This window comes from Thermus sp. H19.2 (assembly GCF_054979525.1).
The window spans coordinates 1,951,606-1,974,521 of the sequence record NZ_CM143429.1 but is presented as its reverse complement, the minus strand read 5'-3'; the positions used below and the strand labels follow the sequence as shown (position 1 = coordinate 1,974,521).

Here is a 22,916-nt window from a genome sequence, read left to right as displayed (position 1 = left end):
AAGGAGGTGAAGCTTTCGTGCGGAGGACCTGGCTTCTTCTGGTCGGAGCGGTAGTTTTGGGTGCTTGCGCACCTCAGGTAACAACCAAGGTGGACTCAGGGCTTTCCCCGGATAATCCCTACCTCAACTACACGGGACCCCGGGCAAAGGTGGTTGTGGCTTCCTTTCCATGCAAAGCAGAAAAGTGTGGCCCTGGCGTAGACTCCTCACAAGTAGGCGCAGCTATTCTCGGTAAGCTCTTTGGTGTTGAAGTTTCTACCAGCAAGGGCGATATCGGAGCTGGTATATCCGATATGCTTACCACCGCCCTTATTAATACCAACCACTTCATTGTTTACGAGCGCTCTATATTGGAGCAGCTGCAAAAGGAGAGCCAAATTGGTAATCAGGCGCAGCAGCTGCAAGGGGCGGAGATTTTGATAACCGGGACCATCACGGCCTTCGAACCAGATGCCGGGGGTACGCGTGGTGGAGGTGGAGGCTTAGTGGGAGGCCTCTTGGGAGCCTTGGCAGGCGGACAGAAGAAGGCCTACGTAGCTGTGGACTTCCGTGCAGTAGATGTACGGACGGGTGCTGTTGTGGCCGCTTTCCGGGTGGAAGGGGAGGCTTCGGATACGGATTTTGGCGGTCTTCTCGGCTCTTTGATTCCTGGTGCTGCCTTGGGTGGTGCTTTGAGCCAGTATCAGAAAACCCCCATGGGTAAGGCCTTGGCTGTAATGGTGAGCAAGGCCGTTGACGAACTAATTCGTCGTATTCCGCCCTCTTACTTCAAATACGGCCCGGACGGGCAACCTTTGCCTCAGCCTGCTAAATAGCCTCAATAAAGGCCAGGGGTGGCCTCGAGAGCCGCCCTTGGCTTGACTATTGGGTACGCTTGGTACATCCTGTATACAGGATGCAGACCCTGGGCTTCCGCCGCCCCAACCAGGTGCGCGAGGCGGTCTACCGCCACCTCAAGGACCTCTTGCTGTTGGGCCGCTTCGCCCCGGGGGAAAGGCTTTCCGAGCCCCTTTTGGCCCAGGAACTCGGTGTCTCCCGCACCCCCGTGCGGGAGGCCCTGATGCGTCTCGCCGAGGAGGGCTTGGTGGAGCTGGTCCCGGGGAAGGGGGCGAGGGTCCGGGTCTTCGCCCCGGAGGAGGTGGAGGAGGTCTACGGGGTGCGGGCCCTCCTGGAGGGGGAGGCGGCGCGGGAAGCGGCCCTAAGGGCCACCCCGTGGGAGCTCGCCGAGCTTGAGCGCCTCCTTCGGGCCATAGACGAGGCCCCGCGGGAGGACTACCCGGAGCAGATGCGCCGCGACCTGGAGTTCCACCGCGCCCTGGTGCGGCTATCCGGGAACCGGACGCTTTACCGCCTCTACGAGGACCTCCTCGCCACCCTGGCCCTGGCCCGGAGCGCCCTCCCCACCCTCTCCCAGGACGAGGCCACGAGGCGGGAGCACCGGGCGATCCTCGAGGCCCTCTCCCACAAGGACCCCGAGGGGGCGAGGCGGGCGGTGGAGGCCCACGTCCACCGCTTCCGCGACCTGGTGGTGGGGCGGCTGAAAGGAGGGGTATGAACCTAGACCTGGCCTACCGGTCCTTTGTCCTGGAGGTGGCGGGGAACCCGCAGGTGGAGCGCCTTATCCGGACCCGAGCCCGGGGCCTGGTGCGGCGCTACGTGGCGGGGGAGACCTTGGAGGAGGCCCTTAAGGCGGCGGAGGCCCTGGAGCGGGAGGGCGTCCACGCCATCCTGGACCTCTTGGGCGAGATGGTGCGCACCGAGGAGGAGGCCCGGGGCTTCCAGAGAGGGCTCCTTGAGCTCGTCTGGGCTCTGGCGGAGAAGCCCTGGCCCAGGTACGTCTCCTTGAAGCTCACCCAGCTCGGCCTGGACCTCTCCGAAGCCCTCGCCCTTTTCCTTTTGCGGGAGGTCCTTAGGGAGGCGGAGCCCCGGGGGGTCTTCGTGCGCCTGGACATGGAGGACTCTCCCCGGGTGGAGGCCACCTTACGCATCTACAAAGCCCTCCGGGAGGAGGGCTTCTCCCAGGTGGGGGTCGTCCTGCAAAGCTACCTCTACCGCACGGAGAAGGACCTTCTGGACCTCCTGCCCTACCGGCCCAACCTCCGCCTGGTGAAGGGGGCCTACCGGGAACCCCAGGAGGTGGCCTTCCAGGACAAGCGTCTCATCGACGCCGAGTACCTGCACCTGGGGAAGCTGGCCCTGAGGGAAGGGCTTTACGTGGCCTTCGCCACCCACGATCCCCGGATGATCCGGGAGGTCCGGCGCTACACCGAGGCCATGGGGATTCCCAGGGAGCGGTTTGAGTTCCAGTTCCTTTACGGGGTGCGCCCCGAGGAGCAGAAGCGGCTTGCGCAGGAGGGGTATGTGGTGCGGGCCTACGTGCCCTACGGTACCCACTGGTACCCCTACCTCACCCGCCGCATCGCCGAGCGCCCCGAGAACCTCTTCTTGGTGCTGAGAAGCCTCTTGGGAGGCTAGGAGGAGACCATGACGGTAGAACCTTTCCGCAACCAGCCGGTGGAGACCTTTAAGGACGAGGGAGCCAAGCGGGAGATGAAGGAGGCCTTGAGGCGCGTCCGGGCCGAGTTCGGCCGGCACTGGCCCTTGTACCTGGGGGGCGAGTGGGTGGACACCCGGGAGAGGATCCTTTCCCTGAACCCCTCGGCCCCTAGCCAAGTGGTGGGCAGCGTGGCCAAGGCGGGAAGGGAGGAGGCCGAGGCCGCCCTCGAGGCCGCCTGGAAGGCCTTCGGGACCTGGAAGGACTGGCCCCAGGAGGACCGGAGCCGCCTCCTTCTCAAGGCCGCCGCCCTCATGAAGAGGAGGCGGCGGGAGCTGGAGGCCACCTTGGTCTACGAGATCGGCAAGAACTGGGTGGAGGCCAGCGCCGAGGTGGCGGAGGCCATCGACTTTCTGGAGTACTACGCCCGCCAGGCCCTCAAGTACAAGTACCCCTCGGTGGAGGTGGTGCCTTACCCCGGCGAGGACAACGAGAGCTTCTACATCCCCCTGGGGGCCGGGGTGGTCATCGCCCCTTGGAACTTTCCCATCGCCATCTTCACCGGCATGATCGCCGGGCCGGTGGTGGTGGGGAACACCGTGGTGGCCAAGCCCGCCGAGGACACGGTGGTCATCGCCGCCAAGGTCTTCGAGATCTTCCACGAGGCGGGCTTCCCCCCGGGGGTGGTGAACCTCCTGCCCGGGGAGGGGAAAGAGGTGGGGGCCTACCTGGTGGAGCACCCCAAGACCCGGTTCATCAACTTCACGGGGAGCCTCGAGGTGGGCCTTTGGATCCACCAGGCGGCCTCCCGGCTGGCCCCTGGGCAGCGGTGGCTTAAGCGGGTCTTTTTGGAGCTCGGGGGCAAGGACGCCATCCTCGTGGACGAGACCGCCGACCTGGAGGCCGCCGCCGAAGGCATCCTCGTCTCCGCCTACGGCTTCCAGGGGCAGAAGTGCTCGGCGGCAAGCCGTCTCATCGTCACCGAGAAGGCCTTTGAGCCCCTGATGGAAAGGGTCCTCAAGGGGGCGGAGAGGCTTTCGGTGGGGCCGGCCGAGGAGAACCCCGACCTGGGCCCCGTGGCCTCCAAGGCCCAGGAGGAGAAGATCCTCTCCTACGTTGAGATCGGCAAGGGGGAAGGGCAGCTGGTCCTCGGGGGGCAGCGCCTCGAGGGGGAGGGGTACTTCATCGCCCCCACCGTCTTCACCGAGGTACCTCCCAAGGCCAGGATCGCCCAGGAGGAGATCTTCGGCCCGGTGCTTTCGGTGATCCGGGTGAAGGACTTCGCCGAGGGGCTGGAGGTGGCCAACGACACCGTCTACGGCCTCACGGGCGGGGTCTACTCCAGGAAGCGGGAGCACCTGGAGCGGGCCAGGCGGGAGTTCCACGTGGGCAACCTCTACTTCAACCGCAAGATCACCGGGGCCCTGGTGGGGGTGCAGCCCTTTGGCGGCTTCAACCTCTCGGGCACGGACACCAAGGCGGGGGGGCCCGACTACCTCCTCCACTTCCTGCAGATGAAGACCGTGGCCGAGCGCTTCTAAGTGCCCGTGCTGGCTTGGGGCCAGCATGGGGGCCCCGGTACCACGCCTTGGCTTGGGCGAAGAGCTCCCGCCAAAGGGGTATAGACCGGAAGCCTCCCTTGGGCTATCCTGGAAGCATGCGCCTTGCCTCCCTCCTCTGGTGGCCCGGCTAGGCCCCGGGAGGGAGGCGGCCTTTCCCCCGGGGTGTACGCCCCGGGGGTTTCTTTAGGGGGTGGCATGGAGACCATAAGACCCTTTCGCAAGACCCTCCTGGCGGACCTGGAGACCCCGGTGACCGCCTACTTGAAGCTTTCGGAAAAGGCTCCGGTGAGCTTCCTCTTGGAGTCGGTGGAGCGGGGCCGGCAAAGCCGCTTCTCCATCGTGGGGGTGGGGGCGCGGCGCACCTTCCGCCTGAAGGACGGGGTCTTCACGGTGAACGGGGAGCGGGTGGAAACCCAAGACCCCTTGCGCGCCCTCTACGAGCGGGTCTACGCTCCCCTGGAGCGCCACCCCGACCTCCCCCCCTTCTTCGGCGGGGTGGTGGGCTACGCCGCCTACGACCTCATCCGCTACTACGAAAGGCTTCCGAGCCTCAAGCCCGACGACCTCGGCCTCCCCGACCTCCTCTTCGTGGAGCCCGAGGTGGTGGCCGTCTTTGACCACCTCAAAAACCTCCTCCACCTCGTGGCCCCGGGGAAGGACCCCGAGGAGGCGGAGGCCCGCCTCTTCTGGGCGGAGAGGCGGCTCAAGGGACCCTTGCCCGGGGTGCCGGGGGAGCGGGCGGGGGGGAGGGCCCGCTTCCAGGAGGACTTTTCCCGGGAGGCCTACCTGGAGGCGGTGAGGAGGGCCCTGGACTACATCCGGGCGGGGGACATCTTCCAGGTGGTCCTCTCCTTGAGGCTCTCCTCCCCCCTCACCGTCCACCCCTTCGCCCTCTACCGGGCCCTGAGGAGCGTGAACCCGAGCCCCTACATGGGCTACCTGGACCTGGGGGAGGTGGTTTTGGTCTCGGCGAGCCCGGAAAGCCTCCTGCGCTCGGACGGCAAGAAAGTGATCACCCGGCCCATCGCGGGCACGAGGCCGAGGGGGAAGGACGAGGAGGAGGACCGAAGGCTTGCCGAGGAACTCCTTAAGGACGAGAAGGAGGTCGCGGAGCACGTGATGCTTTTGGACCTTTCCCGGAACGACATCGGCCGGGTTTCGGCCTTCGGCACGGTGCGGGTCCTCGAGCCCCTCCACGTGGAGCACTACTCCCACGTGATGCACCTGGTCTCCACGGTGGAAGGGGTTCTGGCCGAGGGGAAGACCCCCTTGGACGCCCTGGCCAGCGTGCTGCCCATGGGGACGGTCTCCGGGGCCCCGAAGATCCGGGCCATGGAGATCATTGAGGAGCTGGAGCCCCACCGCCGTGGGCCCTACGGGGGAAGCTTCGGCTACCTGGCCTACGACGGGGCCATGGACATGGCCCTCACCCTGCGCACCTTTGTGGTGGCGGACGGGCGGATGCACGTCCAGGCGGGGGCGGGGATCGTGGCGGACTCGGCGCCGGAAAGGGAGTACGAGGAGTGCTGGAACAAGGCGCGGGCGCTCCTCAAGGCGGTGGAGATGGCGGAGGAGGGGCTATGATGCCTGGCCCAAGCCAGCATGGGGGCCCCGGGAAGGGAGGAGGGCGGCGTGAGGGTGCTCGTGATCGATAACTACGACAGCTTCACCTACAATCTGGTGCAGTACCTGGGGGAGCTTGGGGCGGAGCCCATCGTGTGGCGGAACGACCGCTTCCTTCTGGAAGAGGTGGAGGCCTTGGACCCGGACCGGATCCTGATAAGCCCCGGGCCCTGCACCCCCTTTGAGGCGGGGCTTTCCATCCCCCTGGTCCAGCGCTACGCCCCCCGCTACCCCATCCTGGGGGTCTGCCTGGGGCACCAGGCCATCGGGGCGGCCTTCGGGGGGAGGGTGGTCCCCGCCCCCGTTCTCATGCACGGCAAGGTGAGCCCCATTCACCACGACGGCACCGGGGTCTTCCGGGGGCTAGATAGCCCCTTCCCCGCCACCCGCTACCACTCCCTGGCGGTGGTGGAGGTGCCGGAGGCCCTCGTGGTGAACGCCTGGGCGGAGGAGGCGGGGGGGCGGACGGTGATGGGCTTCCGCCACCGGGACTACCCCACCCACGGGGTGCAGTTCCACCCGGAGAGCTACCTCACGGAGGCGGGTAAACTCATCCTCAAGAACTTCCTGGAGGACCCATGGACGCGGTGAAGAAGGCCATTCTGGGCGAGGTTTTGGAGGAGGGCGAGGCCTACGAGGTCATGCGGGCCCTGATGGCGGGGGAGGTCTCCCCGGTGCGGGCGGCGGGGCTTCTTGCGGCCATGAGCCTGCGGGGGGAGAGGCCCCACGAGATCGCCGCCATGGCCAAGGCCATGCGGGAGGCGGCGAGGCCCCTAAGGGTGAACCGGCGCCCCCTCTTGGACATCGTGGGCACCGGGGGGGACGGGAAAGGGCTTCTCAACCTCTCCACCCTGGCCGCCCTGGTGGCGGCGGCGGGGGGCGTGGCCGTGGCCAAGCACGGGAACCGGGCGGCGAGCTCCAGGGCGGGGAGCGCGGACCTCCTGGAGGCCTTGGGGGTGGACCTGGAGGCCCCCCCTGAGAGGGTGGAAGAGGCCATAGGGGAGCTGGGTTTTGGCTTCCTCTTCGCCCGCCTCTTCCACCCCGCCATGCGCCACGTGGCCCCGGTGCGGGCCGAGCTCGGCGTGCGCACCGTCTTCAACCTCCTTGGGCCCCTCACCAACCCCGCCGGGGCGGACGCCTACGTCCTCGGGGTCTTTAGCCCGAGGTGGCTCGCCCCCATGGCCGAGGCCCTGGAAAGGCTTGGGGCCCGGGGCCTCGTGGTCCACGGGGAGGGGGCGGACGAGCTCGTGCTGGGGGAGAACCAGGTGGTGGAGGTGGGGAAGGGGGCCTACACCCTAACCCCGGAGGAGGTGGGCCTAGAGAGGGCTCCCCTCGAGGCCTTGAAAGGGGGAGGCCCGGAGGAGAACGCTGCGCTGGCCCGGCGCCTCCTTAAAGGGGAGGAAAGGGGCCCCCTGGCCGACGCCGTGGCCCTGGCCGCAGGGGCGGGGTTCTACGTCGCAGGGAAAACCCCCTCCCTGAGGGAGGGGGTGGCCTTGGCCCGGGAGGTTTTGGCCTCGGGGGAGGCCTACCTCCTCCTGGAGCGCTACGTGGCCTTCCTCAGGCCCTAGGGGAAGTCCTCCAGGTCCAGGACCGCTCCCACGCAGGGAGCTCCACCTGGTCCTTCTCCACCACCTCGTAGCGCCGGCTTCCGTCGGGCAGACGGCGGTGGTTATACCCAGCTCACCGCTCCGAAGGTGTCCTCCCGCTTGGGGCTGGTGGAAAAGAGGACCACCGGGACCCCGGTGTGCTCCTCAATGAGTTCCAGGTAGCGGAGGAGGCTTGGCGGGAGGTCCTCCCGGCGCTTCACATGGGAAAGGTCGCCCCAGCCGGGAAGCTCCAGGTAGCGCACCGCTTCCGGGCTGGCCTCCCCGGGCCGGGCCCCGTCTAGGTACTCCACGGCCACCTTCACCTTCTCCAGCCCGGAGAGCACGTCCAGCTTGGTGAGGACGAGGCCGTCAAAGCCGTTCACCTCAGAGGCGTACCGGAGGGCCACCAGGTCCAGCCAGCCCACCCTCCTGGGCCTTCCCGTGGTGGTGCCGTACTCGCCGCCCTTTTCCCGGAGGTGGTGGGCCAGCGCCCCCTGGAGCTCCGTGGGGAAGGGGCCTTCCCCTACCCGCGTGGTGTAGGCCTTGGCCACGCCGTAGACCTTGGTGATGGCCTTGTGGGAGAGGCCCGTCCCCACCAGGATCCCCCCCACCGTGGGGTGGGAGCTGGTCACGTAGGGGTAGGTGCCGTAGTTCAGGTCCAAAAGGGTGGCCTGGGCCCCCTCAAAGAGGAGGCGCTTTCCCTTGCGCCAGGCCTCCCGGAGGAGGGTCCCCGTGTCGGCGATGTAGGGGCTTAGGATCTCCCGCATGCGGTGGAGGTCGGCGAGGGCCTTTTCCTCCGTGTCCCAGCCCGCCTCCCGGGTGGAGTTGGGCTTCTCTAAGAGGAGGCGGCGCACCCTCTCCCTCAGGGTGGCCTCGTCCAAAAGGTCCCCGGCCCTTATCCCCACCCGCCGCGCCCGGTCGGAGTAGGCGGGGCCGATGCCACGCCCCGTGGTCCCCACGAAGTTGTGGCGGCTTTCCACGTGCTTGTGGTGGGGGAGGACGAGGTGGGCCCGTTCCGAGACCAGGATCTTGGGGTCAAACCCCTCCTTCCGCAGGCCTTCCACCTCCTCCTGGAAGCGGAAGGGGTCGATGACCATCCCGTCCCCCAGGACGTTCACCGCGTGGGGGTGGATGACCCCCGAGGGCAGGAGGTTGAGCTTGAAGACCTTCCCCTCGGCCACCACGGTGTGCCCGGCGTTGGCCCCGCCCTGGTAGCGGATCACGTAGTCCGCCTCCCGGGCCAGGACGTCCACCACCTTGCCCTTGCCCTCGTCCCCCCACTGCGCTCCGATGATGGCGATCCCCGGCATCCCCCTAAAGCTTACGCCACTTCCTCCGGGGCTCATGCCAGGCGGAAGGGGTTGAAGTCCGTGTCCCGGTCGTAGACGTCCAGACCCTCGGCCCGCTTGAGGAAGCCCACCACGGCGTAGGTGAGGGGGAGCATGACCGCCTCCACCCCCACCTTGAAGGCGTAGTTGGAGAGGAAGACGGCGGGGAGGACCTCGCTCGGAAAGACCCCGTGGAAGGCCACCAGGAGGAAGACCCCGGTGTCCAGCCCCTGGCCCACCAGGGTGGAGGCGAGGGCCCGGAGCCAGAAGAAGCGCCCTTCCGTGCGCACCTTGAGCTTGGCCAGGACGTAAGCGTTGGCGAACTCCCCCAGGAAGTAGGCCAGGAGGCTTCCCAGGACGATCCTCGGGGTGAGGCCCAGGAGGAGGCCAAAGGCCTCGCCGAAGCGCTGGCTCTCCTCGTCGGGCGGGGCGGGGAGGTGGGCCACGGCCTGGAAGGTGAGGGTGGCGAGGAGGAGGGCGAAGAAGCCGATCCAGATGACCCTGCGGCTTCTCCGGTAGCCGTAGACCTCGGTGAGGACGTCCCCGAAGATGTAGGCCAGGGGGAAGAGGAGGGTGCCCCCGTCAAAGGTGAAGGGCCCCAAGACCACGAGCTTGGTGGAGGCCACGTTGGAGACGAGGAGGACCGTGGCGAAGAGGGCGGTGAGGAGGTCCGGGTACCTCATTCCTCCTCCGGGCGGATGGAGGTGATGAAGGGCAGGTTGCGGTCAAACTGGGCCCGGTCCAGGCCGTAGCCGTAGACGTAGGCGTCCTCGATCTCAAAGCCCAGGTAGTGGATGGGGACCTCCACCTGGCGGCGGCTGGGCTTGGAGAGGAGGGCGGCCACGCGGACGGAGGCGGGCTTCCTGGCCTCGAGGTAGTCCAGGAGGTAGGAGAGGGTGAGCCCCGTGTCCACGATGTCCTCCACCACGATCACGTCCCGGCCGTGGATGGGAAGGCGGAGGTCCTTCAAAAGCTCCACCTCCCCGCTGGACTTGAAGGCGTTCCCGTAGGAGCTGATGGCGATGAAGTCCAGGGTGAGGGGCAGGGGGATGGCCCGCACCAGGTCGGCCATGAAGATGAAGGCCCCGTTCAGGACGCAGATCAGGTGGGGGGTCTTGCCCTGGTAGTCCCGGGCGATCTCCCTCCCCAGCTCCTCCACCCGCTTCTTTATGGCCTCGGCGCTGATCTGCACGGGTCCGTCCCCCGGCGTGAACATGCCCTTCATTCTAGCCCCACGAGCCGGAGGAGGGCCTTGACCTCCCCCTGGGAAAGCCTCCGCCACTTCCCGGGGGGGAGGTCCCCGAGGCGGATGGGCCCCACCTGGAGCCTCAGGAGGCGCTTCACCGGGTAGCCCACCCTCTGGAGCATCCGCCGCACCTCCCGCTTGCGCCCCTCCCCCAGGACGAGAACCGCCCCCCCAGGGGCCGGGCGGCAGGCCAGGGCCCGGGCGGGGCCGTCCTCGAGGTCCACGCCCGAAAGGAGCCTCCCGCACACCGCCTCGGGGAGCGTCCCCCCCTCCGTCCACACCCGGTAGACCTTCCGCACCCCGAAGCGGGGGTGGGTGAGGCGTTGCGTCAGGTCCCCGTCGTTGGTCAGGAGAAGGAGGCCCTCGGAGTCCCGGTCCAGGCGGCCCACGGGGTGGAGGCCGGGGATATCGGGGAGAAGGTCAAAGACGGTGCGCCGGGCGTGGGGGTCGTGGCGGGTGGTGGTGTAGCCCTTGGGTTTGTGGAGGGCGAGGACCACCCTTTCTTGGGGCAGGGCCACCCGCTTCCCGTCCACCTCCACGAGGTCCTCGAGCCCCACCTTCTGGCCGAGGATCGCCACCTTCCCGTTCACCCGCACCCGCCCCTGGCGGATGAGCTCCTCCGCCTTGCGGCGGCTCGCCACCCCGGCCCGGGCGAGGAAGGCCTGGAGGCGGAGTTCCTTCATGGGAACTCGGGGGGGCGCTTCTCCTTGAGGGCCTTGAGGCCCTCCTCCAGCTCCTTCCCGGAAAACCCTAAGAACTCCAGGGCCAAGGAGAGCTCAAAGTGGGGGAGGAAGCTTCGGTACCAGTGGTTGAGGGCGTGCTTGGTGTGGCTTAGGGCCTCCTTGGGGCCCTGGGCGAGCCTTTCCGCCACCTCGAGGGCCTTCTCGTAGACCTTTTCGTCCTCCACCGCCAAGGCCACGAGGCCCAGGCGCTCCGCCTCCTTCCCCGTGAGGGGCTCGTTCAGGAGGAGGTGGTACTTGGCCTTGGCCATGCCCACGAGGAGGGGCCAGAGGAGGACGGCGTGGTCCCCCGCCGCCACCCCGAGGCGGAGGTGGCCGTCCAGAAGCCTCGCCCCCTTCCCCGCCACCACGATGTCGGCGGCGAGGGCCAGGGCGAGCCCCGCCCCCACCGCTACCCCTTCCACCGCCGCCACCACGGGCCTCGGGAAGTTGAGTGGCCCCAGCACCAGGTCGCGGGCCTCCCAGAAGACCCGGAGGAGGGCCTCGTGGGAGGAGCGCATCTCCTCGATGAGGCCGAAGGAACCCCCGGCGGAGAAGACCCCGCCCTTCCCTCGGAGGAGCACGGCCCGCAAGCCCTCCACCTCTTCCAAGTCCCGCCACACCCGGGCCAGCTCCCGGTGGGCGGCGGGCCCCAGGGCGTTCAGCTTTTCGCCCTCGAGGGCGATCTCCAGCACCCCGGGCCGGGGCCAGGCGAAGCTTAGGCTGGGATACCGCCCTTGCAGGTCCACCCTCCCATTCTAGGGGGTGATACAATCCCATAGGCATGGCCCTCTTTGCGGTGGACAAGCCCCTCCACCTCACCTCGCACGACGTGGTGGAAGAGGCGAGGAAGCGCCTCTCTACCCGCCGGGTGGGGCACACGGGCACCCTGGACCCCTTGGCCACCGGGCTCCTCCTTTTGGTCTCCGAGGAGACCACCAAGCTGGTCCCCTTCCTTTCGGCGGAGGACAAGGAGTACATCGCCTGGGTCTCCTTCGGGGCCACCACCCCTACCCTGGACGCCGAGGGCCCCATCAGCGAGGAGGCCCCGGTGCGTTTTGACCGCCGGGAGCTGGAGGCGGCCCTGGCCTTCTTCCTTGGGGTCAAGGAACAGGTGCCCCCCCTGTACTCGGCCATCAAGGTGGGGGGGAAGCGGGCCTACGAGGCGGCCCGGGAGGGGAAGCCCCTGGAGCTTGGGCCGAGGCCGGTGAGGTACCTGGAGGTGGAGCTTCTCGCCCTGGACCCCGAGCCCACTCCCCATCCCCTGGCCCCCTCGGCCAAGGGGTGGCGTTTGGCCGAGAAGGGGGGGCGGAGGGTGGAACTCCCCAAGCCCTTAGGGCCTTACCCCACCGCCGTGGTGCGGCTCGTGGTGGGGCCCGGCACCTATGTGCGGGCCTTCGCCCGTGACCTGGGGGAAAGGCTGAAGACCAAGGCCTTTCTCTCCGGTCTGGTGCGCACCCGCATCGGCAAGATCGGCTTGGAGCGGGCGGTGGGGCTTGGGGAGCTTAGCCCCGAGAAGGCCATCCCCGAGGTGGACGCCCTTCCCTTCCCCGTGGTGGAGCTTTCCCATACCGAGGCCCGGCGGGTTCTGGAGGGCATTCCCCTGCCCATCCCTGCCCTGGGCTACGTGACCCTGGTAGACTCCCGCAGGCGGCTTCTGGCCATCGCCGAGGGGGATGGCTTCAAGCTCAAGATCAAGCGGGTTTTCGTGAAGGAGGTCTAGCATGGTGGTGGGCGTACCCAAGGAGATCAAGACCCTGGAAAACCGCGTGGCCCTTACCCCCGGGGGGGCGGAAAGCCTGGTAAGGCGGGGGCACACCGTTTTGGTGGAGCGGGGAGCGGGGCTAGGCTCGGGCCTCACCGACGCCGAGTACGAACGGGCAGGAGCCCTCCTGGTGAGCCGAGAGGAGGCCTGGGGGGCGGAGATGGTGGTGAAGGTGAAGGAGCCTCTGCCCGAGGAGTACCCCTTCCTGCGGGAGGGCCTCGTCCTCTTCACCTACCTGCACCTGGCCGCCGACCGCACCCTCACCGAGGCCATGCTCAAGAGCGGGGTCACGGGCATCGCCTACGAGACGGTGCAGCTTCCCGACGGCTCCTTACCCCTTCTGGTCCCCATGAGCGAGGTGGCGGGGCGCATGGCGCCCCAGGTGGGGGCCCAGTTCCTGGAGAAGCCCAAGGGGGGCCGGGGGGTGCTCCTCGGGGGAGTGCCGGGGGTGGCCCCGGCCAGCGTGGTGATCCTGGGAGGTGGAACCGTGGGCACCAACGCCGCCAAGATCGCCCTGGGGATGGGGGCCCAGGTGACCATTCTGGACGTGAACCACAAGCGCCTCCAGTACCTGGACGACGTCTTCGGCGGGCGGGTGGTGACCCTCACCGCCACGGAGGCCAACATCAAGAAGAGCATCCAGCACGCCGACCTTTTGATTGGGGCCGTTCTGGTGCCTGGGGCCAAGGCGCCCAAGCTGGTCACCCGGGACATGCTCCCCTTGATGAAGGAGGGCTCGGTGATCGTGGACGTGGCCGTGGACCAGGGGGGGTGCGTGGAGACCATTCGCCCCACCACCCACGCCGAGCCCACCTACGTGGTGGAGGGGGTGGTGCACTACGGGGTGGCCAACATGCCGGGAGCGGTGCCCAGGACCAGCACCTTCGCCCTCACCAACCAGACCCTGCCCTACGTGCTGAAGCTTGCCGAGAAGGGGCTGGATGCCCTCCTGGAGGATGAGGCCTTGCGCAAGGGGCTCAACACCCACAAGGGCCTCCTCACCCACCCCGGGGTGGCCGAGGCCTTCGGCCTACCCTACACGCCTCCGGAGGAGGCCCTGAGGAGGTAGGATGCCAGGCCGGATCACCCTTACCGAGAGCGCTTTGGCCTCCCTCCTGGCCCTGGCGGCCCACGAGGTTCCCGGGGTGGTGGGGATGGCCCCCGCTGGGCTCAAGGACCAGGTGGTGCGGATCCTGGGGCGGCAGGAGGCCAGCGAAGGGGTCCTGGTCCGCCCCGATCCCCAGGCCCCGGGGAAGTACCAGGCGGACTTTTACGTGGTGGTGGCCCCGGGGGTCCGCATCCCCACGGTGGTGGAGTCTCTGGCGGAGCGGGTGGGGTTCGCCGCCCAGAAGCTTGCGGGCGTGGAGCTTTCCCAGGTGCGGGTCCACGTGGTGGGGGTGGGGCGTGGCTAGCTGGGAGCCCGAGGCCTTGGCGGAGGCCTTCCGCTACGCCACGGACTGGTTCGCCGTCTACGTGGAGGAGCTCAACGCCCTCAACGTCTACCCCGTGCCCGATGGGGACACGGGCACCAACATGCACCTTACCCTCCAGTCCGCAAGGCGCGAGCTGGACCTCGCCGACACCTCCCGGATGCCCGAGGTGGCCCGGGCCATCGCCTACGGGAGCCTCCTCGGGGCCCGGGGGAACAGCGGGGTCATCCTCTCCCAGATCCTCAAGGGTTTCAGCGAGGCCGTCCGGGGAAGGGAGGCCCTGGACGCCCAGGCCCTGGCCGAGGCCCTGCGCCAGGGGGCGGAGACGGGCTACCGGGCGGTGATGCGCCCCGTGGAGGGGACCATCCTCACCGTGGCCCGGGCGGCCGGGGAGGGGGCCAAGGGGGAAACCCTGGAGGCGGTTTTGGAGAGCGCCCTCGAGGCCGCCCGCCAGGCCCTGGAGAAGACCCCCGAGCTGCTTCCGGTCCTCAAACAGGCGGGGGTGGTGGACGCCGGCGGGGCGGGGTACGTGCGCTTTCTGGAGGGTCTGCGGGGCTACGCCCTGGGGCTTCCCCTGCCCGAGCCCCCCAAGGTGGAGCGCTACGCCCAGACCGCCTTCGCCACGGAGGCCTTCGGCTACTGCACGGAGTTCCTCATGGAGGGGGTGGAGGTGCCCATAGAGCGCATCCGCGAGGCCGTGGCCCCCTTTGGGGACTCCCTTCTGGTGGTGGGGGCTGAGGGGTACGTGAAGGGGCACATCCATACCAACGATCCCGACGGCCTTCTTTCCACCGTGGCCCGTTTCGGGCGCATGGTGCGCACCAAGGTGGAGGACATGGCCGAGCAGCACACGGAGATCCTGGCCATGGCGGGCCTCCTGGACGAGGCCCCTCCTCCCACGGGCTTGGTGGCGGTGGCCCTGGGGCACGGGGTGGCCCGGGTCTTCCGTAGCCTGGGGGCCCGGGTGGTGGGCGGAGAAAAGACGCAAAACCCCAGCGTGGAGGACCTGCTTTCCGCCATTAGAAGCCTGCCCAACCCCAAGGTGATCCTCCTGCCCAACAACCCCAACGTCTTCCTGGCGGCGGAGCGGGCGGCGGCTTTGGCCAAGGAGGAGGGGAAGGAGGTCTTCGTGCTCAAAAGCCGCACCCTGGGCCAGGGCCTGGCGGCGGCGGTGCGCTACCACCCGGAAAGCCTTCCCGAGGAGCTCCTTCCCGAGATGGAAAAGGCCATGCAGGGGGCGGCGACCCTCGAGGTCACCTGGGCCAGCCGCGACGCCGAGGTGGACGGCCTCAAGGTCCTGAAGGACAAGCCCATCGGCCTTTTGGACGGAAGGCTCGTCCTGGTGGGCAAGACCCCGGAAGAGGTCCTGGAGGGCCTCCTCCGCCTGGCCAAGGAGGGGAAGGAGGTCCTCACCCTCTTCCTGGGGCCCAACACGCCCAAGGAGAAAGCGCAGGAGGTGGCGGAAAGGTTCCCCGAGCTGGCGGTGGAAATCCTCCCCGGCGGGCCCGACCTCTACGCCTATCTGGGGGTGCTGGAGTAGCTAAAGAAAACCCCAAACTTCCCTTCCCCCTCCTTGGGTTATCCTTTGGGGAAAGGGGGTTGGTATGTGGCGGATCCTGGGCCTATTGGCGCTCCTCCTCGCGGCGTGCAACCTTTCGGGCAACCCGCCCGTGGAGGGCGACCTCCCGGTGGGGGGTAGCCGGGTGGCCCTCCTGCCCCCGGCCCAGGAAGGGCCGGGGGGAAGCCTGCGCCCTGGGGTGAGGGTCTACCGCATCCTTCTGGACCGGGACGGGGCGGTGCGGGTGGCGGCGGTTTCCGCAGAGCTTCAGCTCAGCGCCCGGCTCCGCCTGGTCCTCCTGGACGAGCGGGGGGTGGTCCAGGCGGTGAGCGTGGCCCGGAACTGGTTCGGGGCCTACCCCGAGGTGGCCCCCCTCGCCCTCAGGCCCCAGGGGATCACCTCCGACCCCGGGGTGCGCCTGAACCTCAAGGGCCAGGCGGGCCAGGCGTTTTACCTGCGGGTGGAAAACTACGCCCTGGCGGAGGACCGGGTGGGGCTTGACGCCACGCCCTTTACCCCCAACCCCCGTGGCCAGGAGGAGGCCTTCACCTCGGGGAGCCTCGAGGGGGCCATTGAGTTCATTGGGGAGTTTGACCGCTACAATGTGCGCTCGGCCACCGGCTTCCTGCGCTTAACCTACGCCGGGCCTTTGGACCTGGTGGCCCTCCTCTACAACGGCCCGAATGACCCCTACCCGAGGGCCCTGGACGCCGTGCAAAACTGCGCCCCCGTTTCCCCGGCCACCCTCCTCGTGGTCCGGGACCGGGGCCTCGCCCGGGCAGGCTTTGACGAGGCGGGAAGCGGCCGGTACGCCCTGGAGCTTTCCGGTGCGTCCTGCCCCTAGGCCGCCTTTGCGCAGAATGAGGGAAAGCTAAAGGACATTATCAGTTTTCTCATCCAATCCCCCTAAAGAAGGTCCCTTTGGGGCGGGGTTCTTGAGCCATCAGAGTGAATCTAAAATAGCGTGGCCCCCTTCCCATGAGGAGGGGGCCTCATGGTTCTAAGGTTCCTCCCGTACTCCCGGGCATACTCGGGTTCGCTATGCGGGTTTGGCTTTGGCCTCTTCTCTTCGCCCTCGCCGTTGCGGGGGCCTTCGCAAAGACGGGTGACAAGAAGGTCCTAATCTTGCAGGCCACGGCCTACACCTCCAGCGTGCGGGAGACCGACAGCACCCCTTTCGTCACCGCCACGGGGATGCGCACCCGCCTGGGGATTCTGGCGGTGAGCCCGGACCTCCTGAAGGTGCTCCCCTACGGGACCAAGGTGCGCCTAGTGGACCTAGGCTCGGTCTACGGCCGGGGCCGGGGGCAGTTTGACTATCTCTTTGCGGGACGCGTTTTCGTGGTGGCCGACGTGATGCACCCCAGGATGCGGGAGAAGGTGGACGTGTGGCTTCCGGACCGGGCCACCGCCTTGCGCTTCGGCCGCCGCCTGGTGCGGCTGGAGGTGGTGGAGTACCCCGGGCGTTAAGTACCCCACCGCGGCTTTCGCCGCGGCGGGGGCCCCAAAAAAGCCCTCTTCTAAACCCGTTTCGGGCATCCCATGTCGCGAAACCAAAGTGCGGGCACTTAGACCCCGTATCCTAAAGGGCGTGCGGTTTGCCCTCTTTCTGGCCCTGGCCCACCTGAGGCGCCGCCCCCTGCAGACCGCCCTGGCCCTGGGAGGGGTGGGGGTAGGGGTGGCGGTGCTCCTGGCGGCCCTCTCCTTGGCCAACGGCTTCACCAGCGGCCTGGTGCGGGCCACCTTGAAGGCCTACCCTCACCTGGTCCTCTTTCGCCTGGGGGAGGGGCTTCCCCCTTTGCCTCCCCATCCCGAAGTAGAGGCCAGCGCCCCCTTCGCCGCCACCAAGGCCCTTCTGGTGCGTCCGGCCGAGGGGGCCCGGGGGCCGGGGGTGGACTTCGCCACCCTGGTGGGCCTGGGGGAGGGGGGGGAGTCCCTCTACCCGGACCTCGGCCTGAGGCTGGAGCCGGGGGGCATCTACCTGGGGGCGGCCCTGGCGCAGAGCCTGGGGGTCTACCCCGGGGAGTCCCTCACCGCCCTCTCGGCCACCCAGGAAAGGGTGCGCCTCAAGGTGCTGGGCTCTTTTCGCACGGGAAACTACCTCCTGGATTCGGGGTACGCTTTTGTGGACCTGGCCACGGTGGAAGGCCTCTCCGGGACCAAGGCCCAGGGCTACCAGGTGCGCCTCGAGGACCCCTGGCGGGCCAGGGAGGTGGGCCAGGCCCTGGCGGGCACCCGCTTCTTCCCCCAGGCCTGGCAGGACACCCAACGCACCCTTCTGGAGCAGCTTTACCTGCAGAAGCGGGTTCTGGGGGTCCTGATTTTCCTCATCGTGGCCGTGGCCGCCTTGGGGGTGGCCAACCTCTTGGTCCTCAAGGTGGTGGAAAAGGTTCCCGAGATCGCCCTTCTCCGGGCCATGGGGGCCTCGAGGCTCACCGTGGGGATGGTCTTCGCCTGGGAAGGGGCGCTTTTGGGCCTGGGAGGGGTGGCCCTGGGGAACCTCTTGGGCTACCTCCTTTGCCTCTACCTTTCCTGGCGCCCGGTGGGCCTGCCGGGGGAGCTGTACTTCCTCACCCATCTCCCCGTGGAGATGCGGGTAGGGGACTTCTTGCAGGTAAGCGGCGCGAGCCTTCTCGCCACCTTCCTTTCCGCCCTCCTGCCCCTATTCCGGGCCCTGAGGGTCCAGCCCGGGGTGGTCCTCCGTTAAGTACCCCACCGCGGCGAAAGCCGCGGTGGGGGCCCCAAAAGAGCCTTCTCCTAGCCCGGGTTCGGGCGCCCACGTGGCGAAGCGGGCATTTAGGCGCAGGGACCTTCTCCAAAGGGGGGTGGGACATTTGTCCCTACCCCTTTACGGTAGGGTACCTATGCAACGACTTTGCTAAAGGGTAGAGGCGGGGACCACCGGTTTGCTTATGGAATCCGTGCAACCCCTTGATTGACCCACCGGGCGCGGTCCCGTAGCCTTGCCCCTTAAGACCGGAGGCGGCATGCGGCGAAGAAACCGTTGGGTCAAAACCCTCTTTTGGGGTTCGGTGCTGGGGGTGTTCGCCCTGCTGGTGGTGGTCTTCTCCGGGGTGGCGGTGGGGGCTTTTGAGCAGCGCACCCTGCCGGTGGAGCAGCCCGTGCCCTTCAGCCACGCCTTCCACGCCGGGGGCCTGGGGCTTTCCTGCCGCTACTGCCACCCCTCCGTGGAGCACGCGGCCTACGCCGGGCTTCCCCCCACGGAGACCTGCATGACCTGCCACACCTTCGTGAAGCCGGATAGCCCCAACCTGGCCCTGGTGCGCAGGAGCTGGGAAACGGGGGAACCCATCCCCTGGAACCGGGTGGTGAACCTCCCGGACTTCGTCTACTTCCAGCACGCCCCCCACGTGGCCAAGGGGGTGGGGTGCGCCGAGTGCCACGGCCGGGTGGACCAGATGAACGTGGTCTACCAGCCCCAGGCCTTCACCATGAAGTTCTGCCTCTCCTGCCACCGGAACCCCGAGGCCCACCTGAGGCCCCGGGAGCAGGTCTTCAACATGGCCTACCGGCCCGACCCGGAGCTCGGGAGGAAGCTGAAGGAGGTCTACCAGGTGCGCCCTCCCGAGGCCCTCACCAGCTGCAACACCTGCCACCGCTAGGAGGGAGCATGCAGGGACGCGGGTACGAAGACGCTTTGGAAAAGGAGTTCTTCCGAGAGGAGTTTCCCTTCGGGGCGGTGAGCCGGAGGGGCTTCCTGGCCTTGGGGCTGATGTCGCTGGCCGCCTGCACCCCCGTGGTGCGGCGGAAGGGGATCCCCTACGTGCGCCAGCCGGAGTGGGTGGTGGAAGGGGGGAAGGCGGAGTTCGTCACCGCCTTTCCCCACGCGGGCATCGCCGAAGCGGTGCGGGTGAAGGTCTACCAGGAGCGCCCCCTCTTCCTGGCCCCCCTGGAGGAGGCCATGGGCCCCTACCCCTTAGCCGGCCTCTACAGCCTCTATGACCCCGCCCGCAAGGGCAAAGCCCCGGACTGGGAAGGCTTCTTCGCCGCCTGGAGGAGGGCCTTGGGGGAGGGGGAGACCCTCCTTGTCCTTCCCCGCACCACCTCGCCTAGGCTCGAGGCCCTCCTCCAGAGGGCCCAGGCCCGCTACCCCAGCCTGCGGGTGGCCCGCTTTGAGGCCTGGAGCCTGGAGAACGTCTACGGGGGGGCGGAGCTCCTCTTCGGCCGGCGGGCCTGGCCCGTGTACGCCCCCGAGAAGGCGGAAACCGTCCTCCTCCTGGACGTGGACCTCCACGAGCACCCGGCGGGCTACGGGTGGTGGGCCGCCTTAAGCGGAAGGCGCCTTCCCCCCATGAACCGGATCTACGCCGTGGAAAGCGGGGCGGGGCTTCTTGGGGCCATGGCCGACCACCGCCTGGCCCTGAAGCCGAGCGCCCTGGAGGGCTTCCTCCTGGACCTGGCCAAGGCCCTGGGGGTCCTCCCCGGAAGCCCCGCCTCGGACTACGGGGGCTTCCTTCCCGCCCTCGTGGAGGACCTTGAGCGGGGAGGGCTCCTCCTCCCCGGCGTCCACCTATCCCCTGGGGCCCAGGCCCTGGCCATGGCGGTGAACGCGAGGCTGAAGGCCCCCGTGGCCTACGTCCCTCCCCTGGAGGCGGAGCCCGCCACCCCGCGGGCCTTCCTCGAGGCGGAAGGGGCTTCCCGCCTGGTATGGGCGGCGGAGGGCCCCCTGCCGAACCTCCAAGGCAAGGCCTTGGCCGCGGTCCTCTCCCACTACCCCAAGGAGGCCCCCTTTAGCCTTCCCCTGGCCCACCCCCTGGAGGCCGGGGGCCAGCACCGGGACGCCCGTGGCCGCCTCTGGACCGCCCAGGCCTTGGTCCAGCCCCTCTACGGGGGGAAGGGCCTGGAGGAGGTCCTGGCGGGTCTTCTGGGAGAGGAGCTTCCCGCCCTCGCCCCGGAGGAGAAGCGGGCCCTGGCCGAGGGCCGTCCCTTGGCGGAGGCCGAGCCCTTGGCCCTGGAGGCCCTGCCCGGCCTGGAGGGCCGTCTTCCCCCCCTTAGGCGGGAGGCCCCCCTGGAGCTCACCCTCCGCCCGGACGCGAGCCTCTTTGATGGCCGCTACCGGCAAAACCCCTACCTCCAAGAACTTCCCCGGCCCCTCTCCCGGCTGGTCTGGGACGGAGCCATCCTCGCCGGGGAGAAGGAGGCCGAGAAGCTCGGGCTTTTGGAGGGGATCCGCGCCCGGGAGCGGCGCGCCGACCCCAGAAGGCCCCTCCTCCGGGTGCGGGCCTCGGGAAGGGAGGCCCTCCTTCCCCTCTGGCCTTTGCCCCTCCTCCCCCCGGGAAGCCTCACCGCGCCCCTTTCCCACTTCTTCCACCCGGAGGGGGTGGTCTTTGCGGCGGAGGTGGCCCCCACGGGCCGGGACTACCCTTTGGTCTCCACCCAGTACCACGGCTACCTGGGGGAGGTGGAGGCGGTGAAGGTCCTCACCGAGGCCGAGGCCCTGAAGGCGGAGCCCAAGGAGGAGAAGCGCCTCTCCTTCTACCCCCCCTGGCCCCAGGGGGAGCACGCCTGGGCCATGAGCGTGGACCTCGCCCGGTGCCTGGGGTGCGGCCTGTGCACCCTGGCCTGCCAGGTGGAAAACAACATCCCCGTGGTGGGCAAGGAGGAGGTGCAGAGGGGCCGGGAGATGCACTGGATCCGCGTGGACCGCTACTTCGCCGAGGAGGGCGTCCTCCACCAGCCCGTGATGTGCCAGCACTGCGAGAAGGCCCCCTGCGAGGCGGTCTGCCCCGTGGCGGCCACGGAGCACTCCGACGAGGGGCTCAACCTCATGGTCTACAACCGCTGCGTGGGCACCAAGTACTGCTCCGCCAACTGCCCCTACAAGGCGCGGCGCTTCAACTTCTTTCCCTACGCCGAGGCCTTCCTCGGCCAAGGGGACCCGAGGCGGGCCAAGGAGAGCCCCCTCGCCCTCCTCATGAACCCCGAGGTGACGGTCCGAAGCCGCGGGGTCATGGAGAAGTGCACCTACTGCGTGCAGCGCATTGAGCTCGCCCGCGCCGAGGCCGCCAAGGAGGGACGGGGGATCCGCACCGGGGAGATCCAGACCGCCTGCCAGGAGGTCTGCCCCGGGAAGGCCATCCACTTCGGGGACCTCCTGGACCCGGAGGACCCCATCCAGGCCCACCGGAAGGAGGGGCGGCACTACGCCCTCTTGGAGGAGGCCAACACCTGGCCCCGCACCACGTACCTGGCCCACCTGAAAAACCCCAACCCCCGCCTAAAGAAGGAGGAGGCCCATGGCTGAAAGGCATCCCGACCACGACCTGATCCAGGGGGAGTGGACGGAAAGGACCCTGGTGGAAAAGCTCCTGGAGCCCGTGGAGAAGCCCCCGCCCAGGCCTTGGAAGGTGGTGGTGGCGGTGGGCTTCGCCCTCACCCTGGCCTGGCTTTACGCCATCTTCGTCACCTTTGTGAAGGGCCTTGGCACCTGGGGGATCAACCAGCCCGTCCTCTGGGGGTTTGACATCGTCCACTTCGTCTGGTGGATCGGCATCGGCCACGCCGGGACCCTCATCAGCGCCATCCTGGTCCTCATGCGCCAGAACTGGCGGGACTCCCTAAACCGGGTCACGGAAGCCATGACCCTCTTCGCCGTGCTCTGCGCCGCCACCTACCCCCTGATCCACATGGGCCGGCCCCAGCACTTCTACTGGGTCATGCCCTACCCCACCCACGTGGCCCTTTGGCCCCAGTACAAAAGCCCCCTCTCCTGGGACGTGCTGGCCATCATGACCTACCTCACCATCTCCACCCTCTTCCTCTACCTGGGCCTCATCCCCGACCTGGCCCTCCTCAGGGAAAGGAGCCGGGGCTGGCGGAGAAAGCTTTACGGGTGGCTTTCCCTGGGCTGGACGGGAAACGCGGTGCACTGGCAGCGCTACCGGGCGGTCTACGTGCTCCTCGCGGGCCTCGCCACCCCGGTGGTCATCTCCGTGCACTCCGTGGTGAGCATGGACTTCGCCTACGGGGTGGTGCCGGGCTGGCACCTCACCGTCTTCCCGCCCTTCTTCGCCTCGGGGGCCATCTACTCGGGCTTCGCCATGGCCCTCACCCTCATCATCCCCTTGAGGAAGTGGTACCGCCTGGAGGGGGTCATCACCGAGCGCCACCTGGACTGGATGGCCAAGGTGACCCTGGCCAGCGGCCTCGGGGTGGCCTACATCTACCTCCTGGAGATCTTCATCGCCTGGTACTCCGCCGAGCCCGCCGAGTGGGCTCAGCAGCTTTGGCGCATGACCGGGCCCTACGCCCCCTACTACTGGGCCATGATGCTCATCAACGTGGTCCTCCTCCAGACCCTCTGGTTCCCCAGGTTCCGCAGGAATCTGGCGTGGCTCTTCGTCTTCTCCATCCTGGCCAACGTGGGGATGTGGCTGGAGCGCTTCGTGATCGTGGTCATCAGCCTCTCCCACGACTTCCTGCCGGGGAACTTCCGCCTCTACTTCCCCACCTGGGTGGACTGGACCCTCTTTCTGGGTACCCTGGGCTTCTTCCTCTTCGGCCTTGCGGCCTTCATCCGCCTCTTCCCTCCCATCGCCGTGGCGGAGATGGTGCACCTCTTCCACAAGCTGAGGAAGCACTAGG

22 protein-coding genes are annotated in these 22,916 nt (G+C 68.3%); 17 read left to right on the top strand and 5 right to left on the bottom strand.

The features are described from left to right. Positions 1–17: 17 nt before the first annotated feature. The 7 genes from ACY5J6_RS10665 to trpD all read left to right on the top strand — a co-directional run bounded on the left by ACY5J6_RS10665 (position 18) and on the right by trpD (position 7,247). A complete protein-coding gene (locus ACY5J6_RS10665) occupies positions 18–815 on the top strand; it encodes a CsgG/HfaB family protein (RefSeq protein WP_462845056.1) in 798 nt (265 codons plus the stop codon). 80 nt (positions 816–895) lie between these two features. Continuing rightward, complete coding sequence (locus tag ACY5J6_RS10660) at positions 896–1,555, top strand: GntR family transcriptional regulator (RefSeq protein ID WP_462845054.1); 660 nt, start codon at positions 896–898, stop codon at positions 1,553–1,555. Then, positions 1,552–2,475 carry a proline dehydrogenase gene (locus tag ACY5J6_RS10655; RefSeq protein ID WP_462845052.1) on the top strand — a complete coding sequence of 308 codons (924 nt, stop codon included), beginning with the start codon at positions 1,552–1,554 and terminating at the stop codon, positions 2,473–2,475. The genes ACY5J6_RS10660 and ACY5J6_RS10655 overlap by 4 nt, the downstream gene beginning before the upstream one ends. 9 nt (positions 2,476–2,484) lie before the next feature. Continuing rightward, positions 2,485–4,035, top strand: coding sequence for an L-glutamate gamma-semialdehyde dehydrogenase (gene pruA / locus ACY5J6_RS10650; protein WP_462845051.1), 1,551 nt, complete (start codon positions 2,485–2,487; stop codon positions 4,033–4,035). A gap of 216 nt (positions 4,036–4,251) precedes the next feature. Next, positions 4,252–5,640 (top strand): anthranilate synthase component I, encoded by a 1,389-nt coding sequence (trpE, locus tag ACY5J6_RS10645; protein ID WP_462845049.1) that lies wholly within the window; start codon positions 4,252–4,254, stop codon positions 5,638–5,640. 48 nt (positions 5,641–5,688) lie between these two features. After that, positions 5,689–6,270: an anthranilate synthase component II gene (locus ACY5J6_RS10640; protein ID WP_462845047.1), complete on the top strand. Its 582-nt coding sequence runs from the start codon at positions 5,689–5,691 to the stop codon at positions 6,268–6,270. Further along, positions 6,258–7,247: an anthranilate phosphoribosyltransferase gene (gene trpD / locus ACY5J6_RS10635; protein ID WP_462845045.1), complete on the top strand. Its 990-nt coding sequence runs from the start codon at positions 6,258–6,260 to the stop codon at positions 7,245–7,247. The genes ACY5J6_RS10640 and trpD overlap by 13 nt, the downstream gene beginning before the upstream one ends. Positions 7,248–7,348: 101 nt before the next feature. Here the strand turns inward: trpD and ACY5J6_RS10630 are convergent, their stop codons facing one another. The 5 genes from ACY5J6_RS10630 to ACY5J6_RS10610 are packed head-to-tail and all read right to left on the bottom strand — an operon-like array spanning position 7,349 to position 11,307. After that, positions 7,349–8,575 (bottom strand): adenylosuccinate synthase, encoded by a 1,227-nt coding sequence (locus ACY5J6_RS10630; RefSeq protein ID WP_462845043.1) that lies wholly within the window; start codon positions 8,573–8,575, stop codon positions 7,349–7,351. 32 nt (positions 8,576–8,607) lie between these two features. After that, positions 8,608–9,276, bottom strand: a complete 669-nt coding sequence (locus tag ACY5J6_RS10625) for a queuosine precursor transporter (RefSeq protein WP_462845042.1) — start codon at positions 9,274–9,276, stop codon at positions 8,608–8,610. After that, entirely contained in the window at positions 9,273–9,818 is a 546-nt protein-coding gene (gene hpt / locus ACY5J6_RS10620) for a hypoxanthine phosphoribosyltransferase (protein WP_462845040.1), read from the bottom strand. Before hpt ends, ACY5J6_RS10625 begins: the two co-directional genes overlap by 4 nt. Next, a complete protein-coding gene (locus ACY5J6_RS10615) occupies positions 9,815–10,522 on the bottom strand; it encodes a pseudouridine synthase (RefSeq protein WP_462845038.1) in 708 nt (235 codons plus the stop codon). The genes hpt and ACY5J6_RS10615 overlap by 4 nt, the downstream gene beginning before the upstream one ends. Further along, positions 10,519–11,307: an enoyl-CoA hydratase/isomerase family protein gene (locus tag ACY5J6_RS10610; RefSeq protein WP_462845036.1), complete on the bottom strand. Its 789-nt coding sequence runs from the start codon at positions 11,305–11,307 to the stop codon at positions 10,519–10,521. The genes ACY5J6_RS10615 and ACY5J6_RS10610 overlap by 4 nt, the downstream gene beginning before the upstream one ends. Positions 11,308–11,342: 35 nt before the next feature. Between ACY5J6_RS10610 and truB the strand changes: the two genes are divergently transcribed. The 10 genes from truB (at position 11,343) to nrfD (ending at position 22,915) form a co-directional block, all read left to right on the top strand. Then, entirely contained in the window at positions 11,343–12,281 is a 939-nt protein-coding gene (gene truB / locus ACY5J6_RS10605; RefSeq protein WP_462845034.1) for a tRNA pseudouridine(55) synthase TruB, read from the top strand. Between the two features lies 1 nt (position 12,282). Further along, positions 12,283–13,392 (top strand): alanine dehydrogenase, encoded by a 1,110-nt coding sequence (ald, locus tag ACY5J6_RS10600; protein ID WP_462845033.1) that lies wholly within the window; start codon positions 12,283–12,285, stop codon positions 13,390–13,392. A 1-nt stretch (position 13,393) separates the two neighbouring features. Next, complete coding sequence (locus ACY5J6_RS10595) at positions 13,394–13,735, top strand: Asp23/Gls24 family envelope stress response protein (RefSeq protein WP_462845031.1); 342 nt, start codon at positions 13,394–13,396, stop codon at positions 13,733–13,735. Next, positions 13,728–15,293, top strand: a complete 1,566-nt coding sequence (locus ACY5J6_RS10590) for a DAK2 domain-containing protein (protein WP_462845030.1) — start codon at positions 13,728–13,730, stop codon at positions 15,291–15,293. Before ACY5J6_RS10595 ends, ACY5J6_RS10590 begins: the two co-directional genes overlap by 8 nt. A gap of 64 nt (positions 15,294–15,357) precedes the next feature. Next, positions 15,358–16,155: a hypothetical protein gene (locus ACY5J6_RS10585; RefSeq protein ID WP_462845028.1), complete on the top strand. Its 798-nt coding sequence runs from the start codon at positions 15,358–15,360 to the stop codon at positions 16,153–16,155. Between the two features lie 197 nt (positions 16,156–16,352). Next, positions 16,353–16,781 (top strand): 3D domain-containing protein, encoded by a 429-nt coding sequence (locus ACY5J6_RS10580; RefSeq protein WP_462845026.1) that lies wholly within the window; start codon positions 16,353–16,355, stop codon positions 16,779–16,781. A 121-nt stretch (positions 16,782–16,902) separates the two neighbouring features. Beyond that, entirely contained in the window at positions 16,903–18,018 is a 1,116-nt protein-coding gene (locus tag ACY5J6_RS10575; RefSeq protein ID WP_462845024.1) for an ABC transporter permease, read from the top strand. A gap of 280 nt (positions 18,019–18,298) precedes the next feature. Further along, positions 18,299–18,934, top strand: a complete 636-nt coding sequence (locus ACY5J6_RS10570; RefSeq protein ID WP_462845023.1) for a cytochrome c3 family protein — start codon at positions 18,299–18,301, stop codon at positions 18,932–18,934. An 8-nt stretch (positions 18,935–18,942) separates the two neighbouring features. After that, complete coding sequence (locus tag ACY5J6_RS10565; protein WP_462845021.1) at positions 18,943–21,576, top strand: 4Fe-4S dicluster domain-containing protein; 2,634 nt, start codon at positions 18,943–18,945, stop codon at positions 21,574–21,576. Next, positions 21,569–22,915, top strand: a complete 1,347-nt coding sequence (gene nrfD, locus ACY5J6_RS10560; protein WP_462845019.1) for an NrfD/PsrC family molybdoenzyme membrane anchor subunit — start codon at positions 21,569–21,571, stop codon at positions 22,913–22,915. Before ACY5J6_RS10565 ends, nrfD begins: the two co-directional genes overlap by 8 nt. Position 22,916 lies beyond the last annotated feature (1 nt).

What these genes read in the sequence shown, in the direction of transcription:
- nrfD (WP_462845019.1), top strand. Translation starts at nt 21,569, where the DNA reads ATGGCTGAAAGGCATCCCGACCACGACCTGATCCAGGGGGAGTGGACG.
- ACY5J6_RS10660 (WP_462845054.1), top strand. Translation starts at nt 896, where the DNA reads ATGCAGACCCTGGGCTTCCGCCGCCCCAACCAGGTGCGCGAGGCGGTC.
- trpE (WP_462845049.1), top strand. Translation starts at nt 4,252, where the DNA reads ATGGAGACCATAAGACCCTTTCGCAAGACCCTCCTGGCGGACCTGGAG.
- ald (WP_462845033.1), top strand. Translation starts at nt 12,283, where the DNA reads ATGGTGGTGGGCGTACCCAAGGAGATCAAGACCCTGGAAAACCGCGTG.
- ACY5J6_RS10585 (WP_462845028.1), top strand. Translation starts at nt 15,358, where the DNA reads ATGTGGCGGATCCTGGGCCTATTGGCGCTCCTCCTCGCGGCGTGCAAC.
- ACY5J6_RS10655 (WP_462845052.1), top strand. Translation starts at nt 1,552, where the DNA reads ATGAACCTAGACCTGGCCTACCGGTCCTTTGTCCTGGAGGTGGCGGGG.
- pruA (WP_462845051.1), top strand. Translation starts at nt 2,485, where the DNA reads ATGACGGTAGAACCTTTCCGCAACCAGCCGGTGGAGACCTTTAAGGAC.
- ACY5J6_RS10630 (WP_462845043.1), bottom strand. Translation starts at nt 8,575, where the DNA reads ATGCCGGGGATCGCCATCATCGGAGCGCAGTGGGGGGACGAGGGCAAG.
- ACY5J6_RS10580 (WP_462845026.1), top strand. Translation starts at nt 16,353, where the DNA reads ATGCGGGTTTGGCTTTGGCCTCTTCTCTTCGCCCTCGCCGTTGCGGGG.
- trpD (WP_462845045.1), top strand. Translation starts at nt 6,258, where the DNA reads ATGGACGCGGTGAAGAAGGCCATTCTGGGCGAGGTTTTGGAGGAGGGC.
- ACY5J6_RS10625 (WP_462845042.1), bottom strand. Translation starts at nt 9,276, where the DNA reads ATGAGGTACCCGGACCTCCTCACCGCCCTCTTCGCCACGGTCCTCCTC.
- ACY5J6_RS10615 (WP_462845038.1), bottom strand. Translation starts at nt 10,522, where the DNA reads ATGAAGGAACTCCGCCTCCAGGCCTTCCTCGCCCGGGCCGGGGTGGCG.
- hpt (WP_462845040.1), bottom strand. Translation starts at nt 9,818, where the DNA reads ATGAAGGGCATGTTCACGCCGGGGGACGGACCCGTGCAGATCAGCGCC.
- truB (WP_462845034.1), top strand. Translation starts at nt 11,343, where the DNA reads ATGGCCCTCTTTGCGGTGGACAAGCCCCTCCACCTCACCTCGCACGAC.
- ACY5J6_RS10565 (WP_462845021.1), top strand. Translation starts at nt 18,943, where the DNA reads ATGCAGGGACGCGGGTACGAAGACGCTTTGGAAAAGGAGTTCTTCCGA.
- ACY5J6_RS10570 (WP_462845023.1), top strand. Translation starts at nt 18,299, where the DNA reads ATGCGGCGAAGAAACCGTTGGGTCAAAACCCTCTTTTGGGGTTCGGTG.
- ACY5J6_RS10595 (WP_462845031.1), top strand. Translation starts at nt 13,394, where the DNA reads ATGCCAGGCCGGATCACCCTTACCGAGAGCGCTTTGGCCTCCCTCCTG.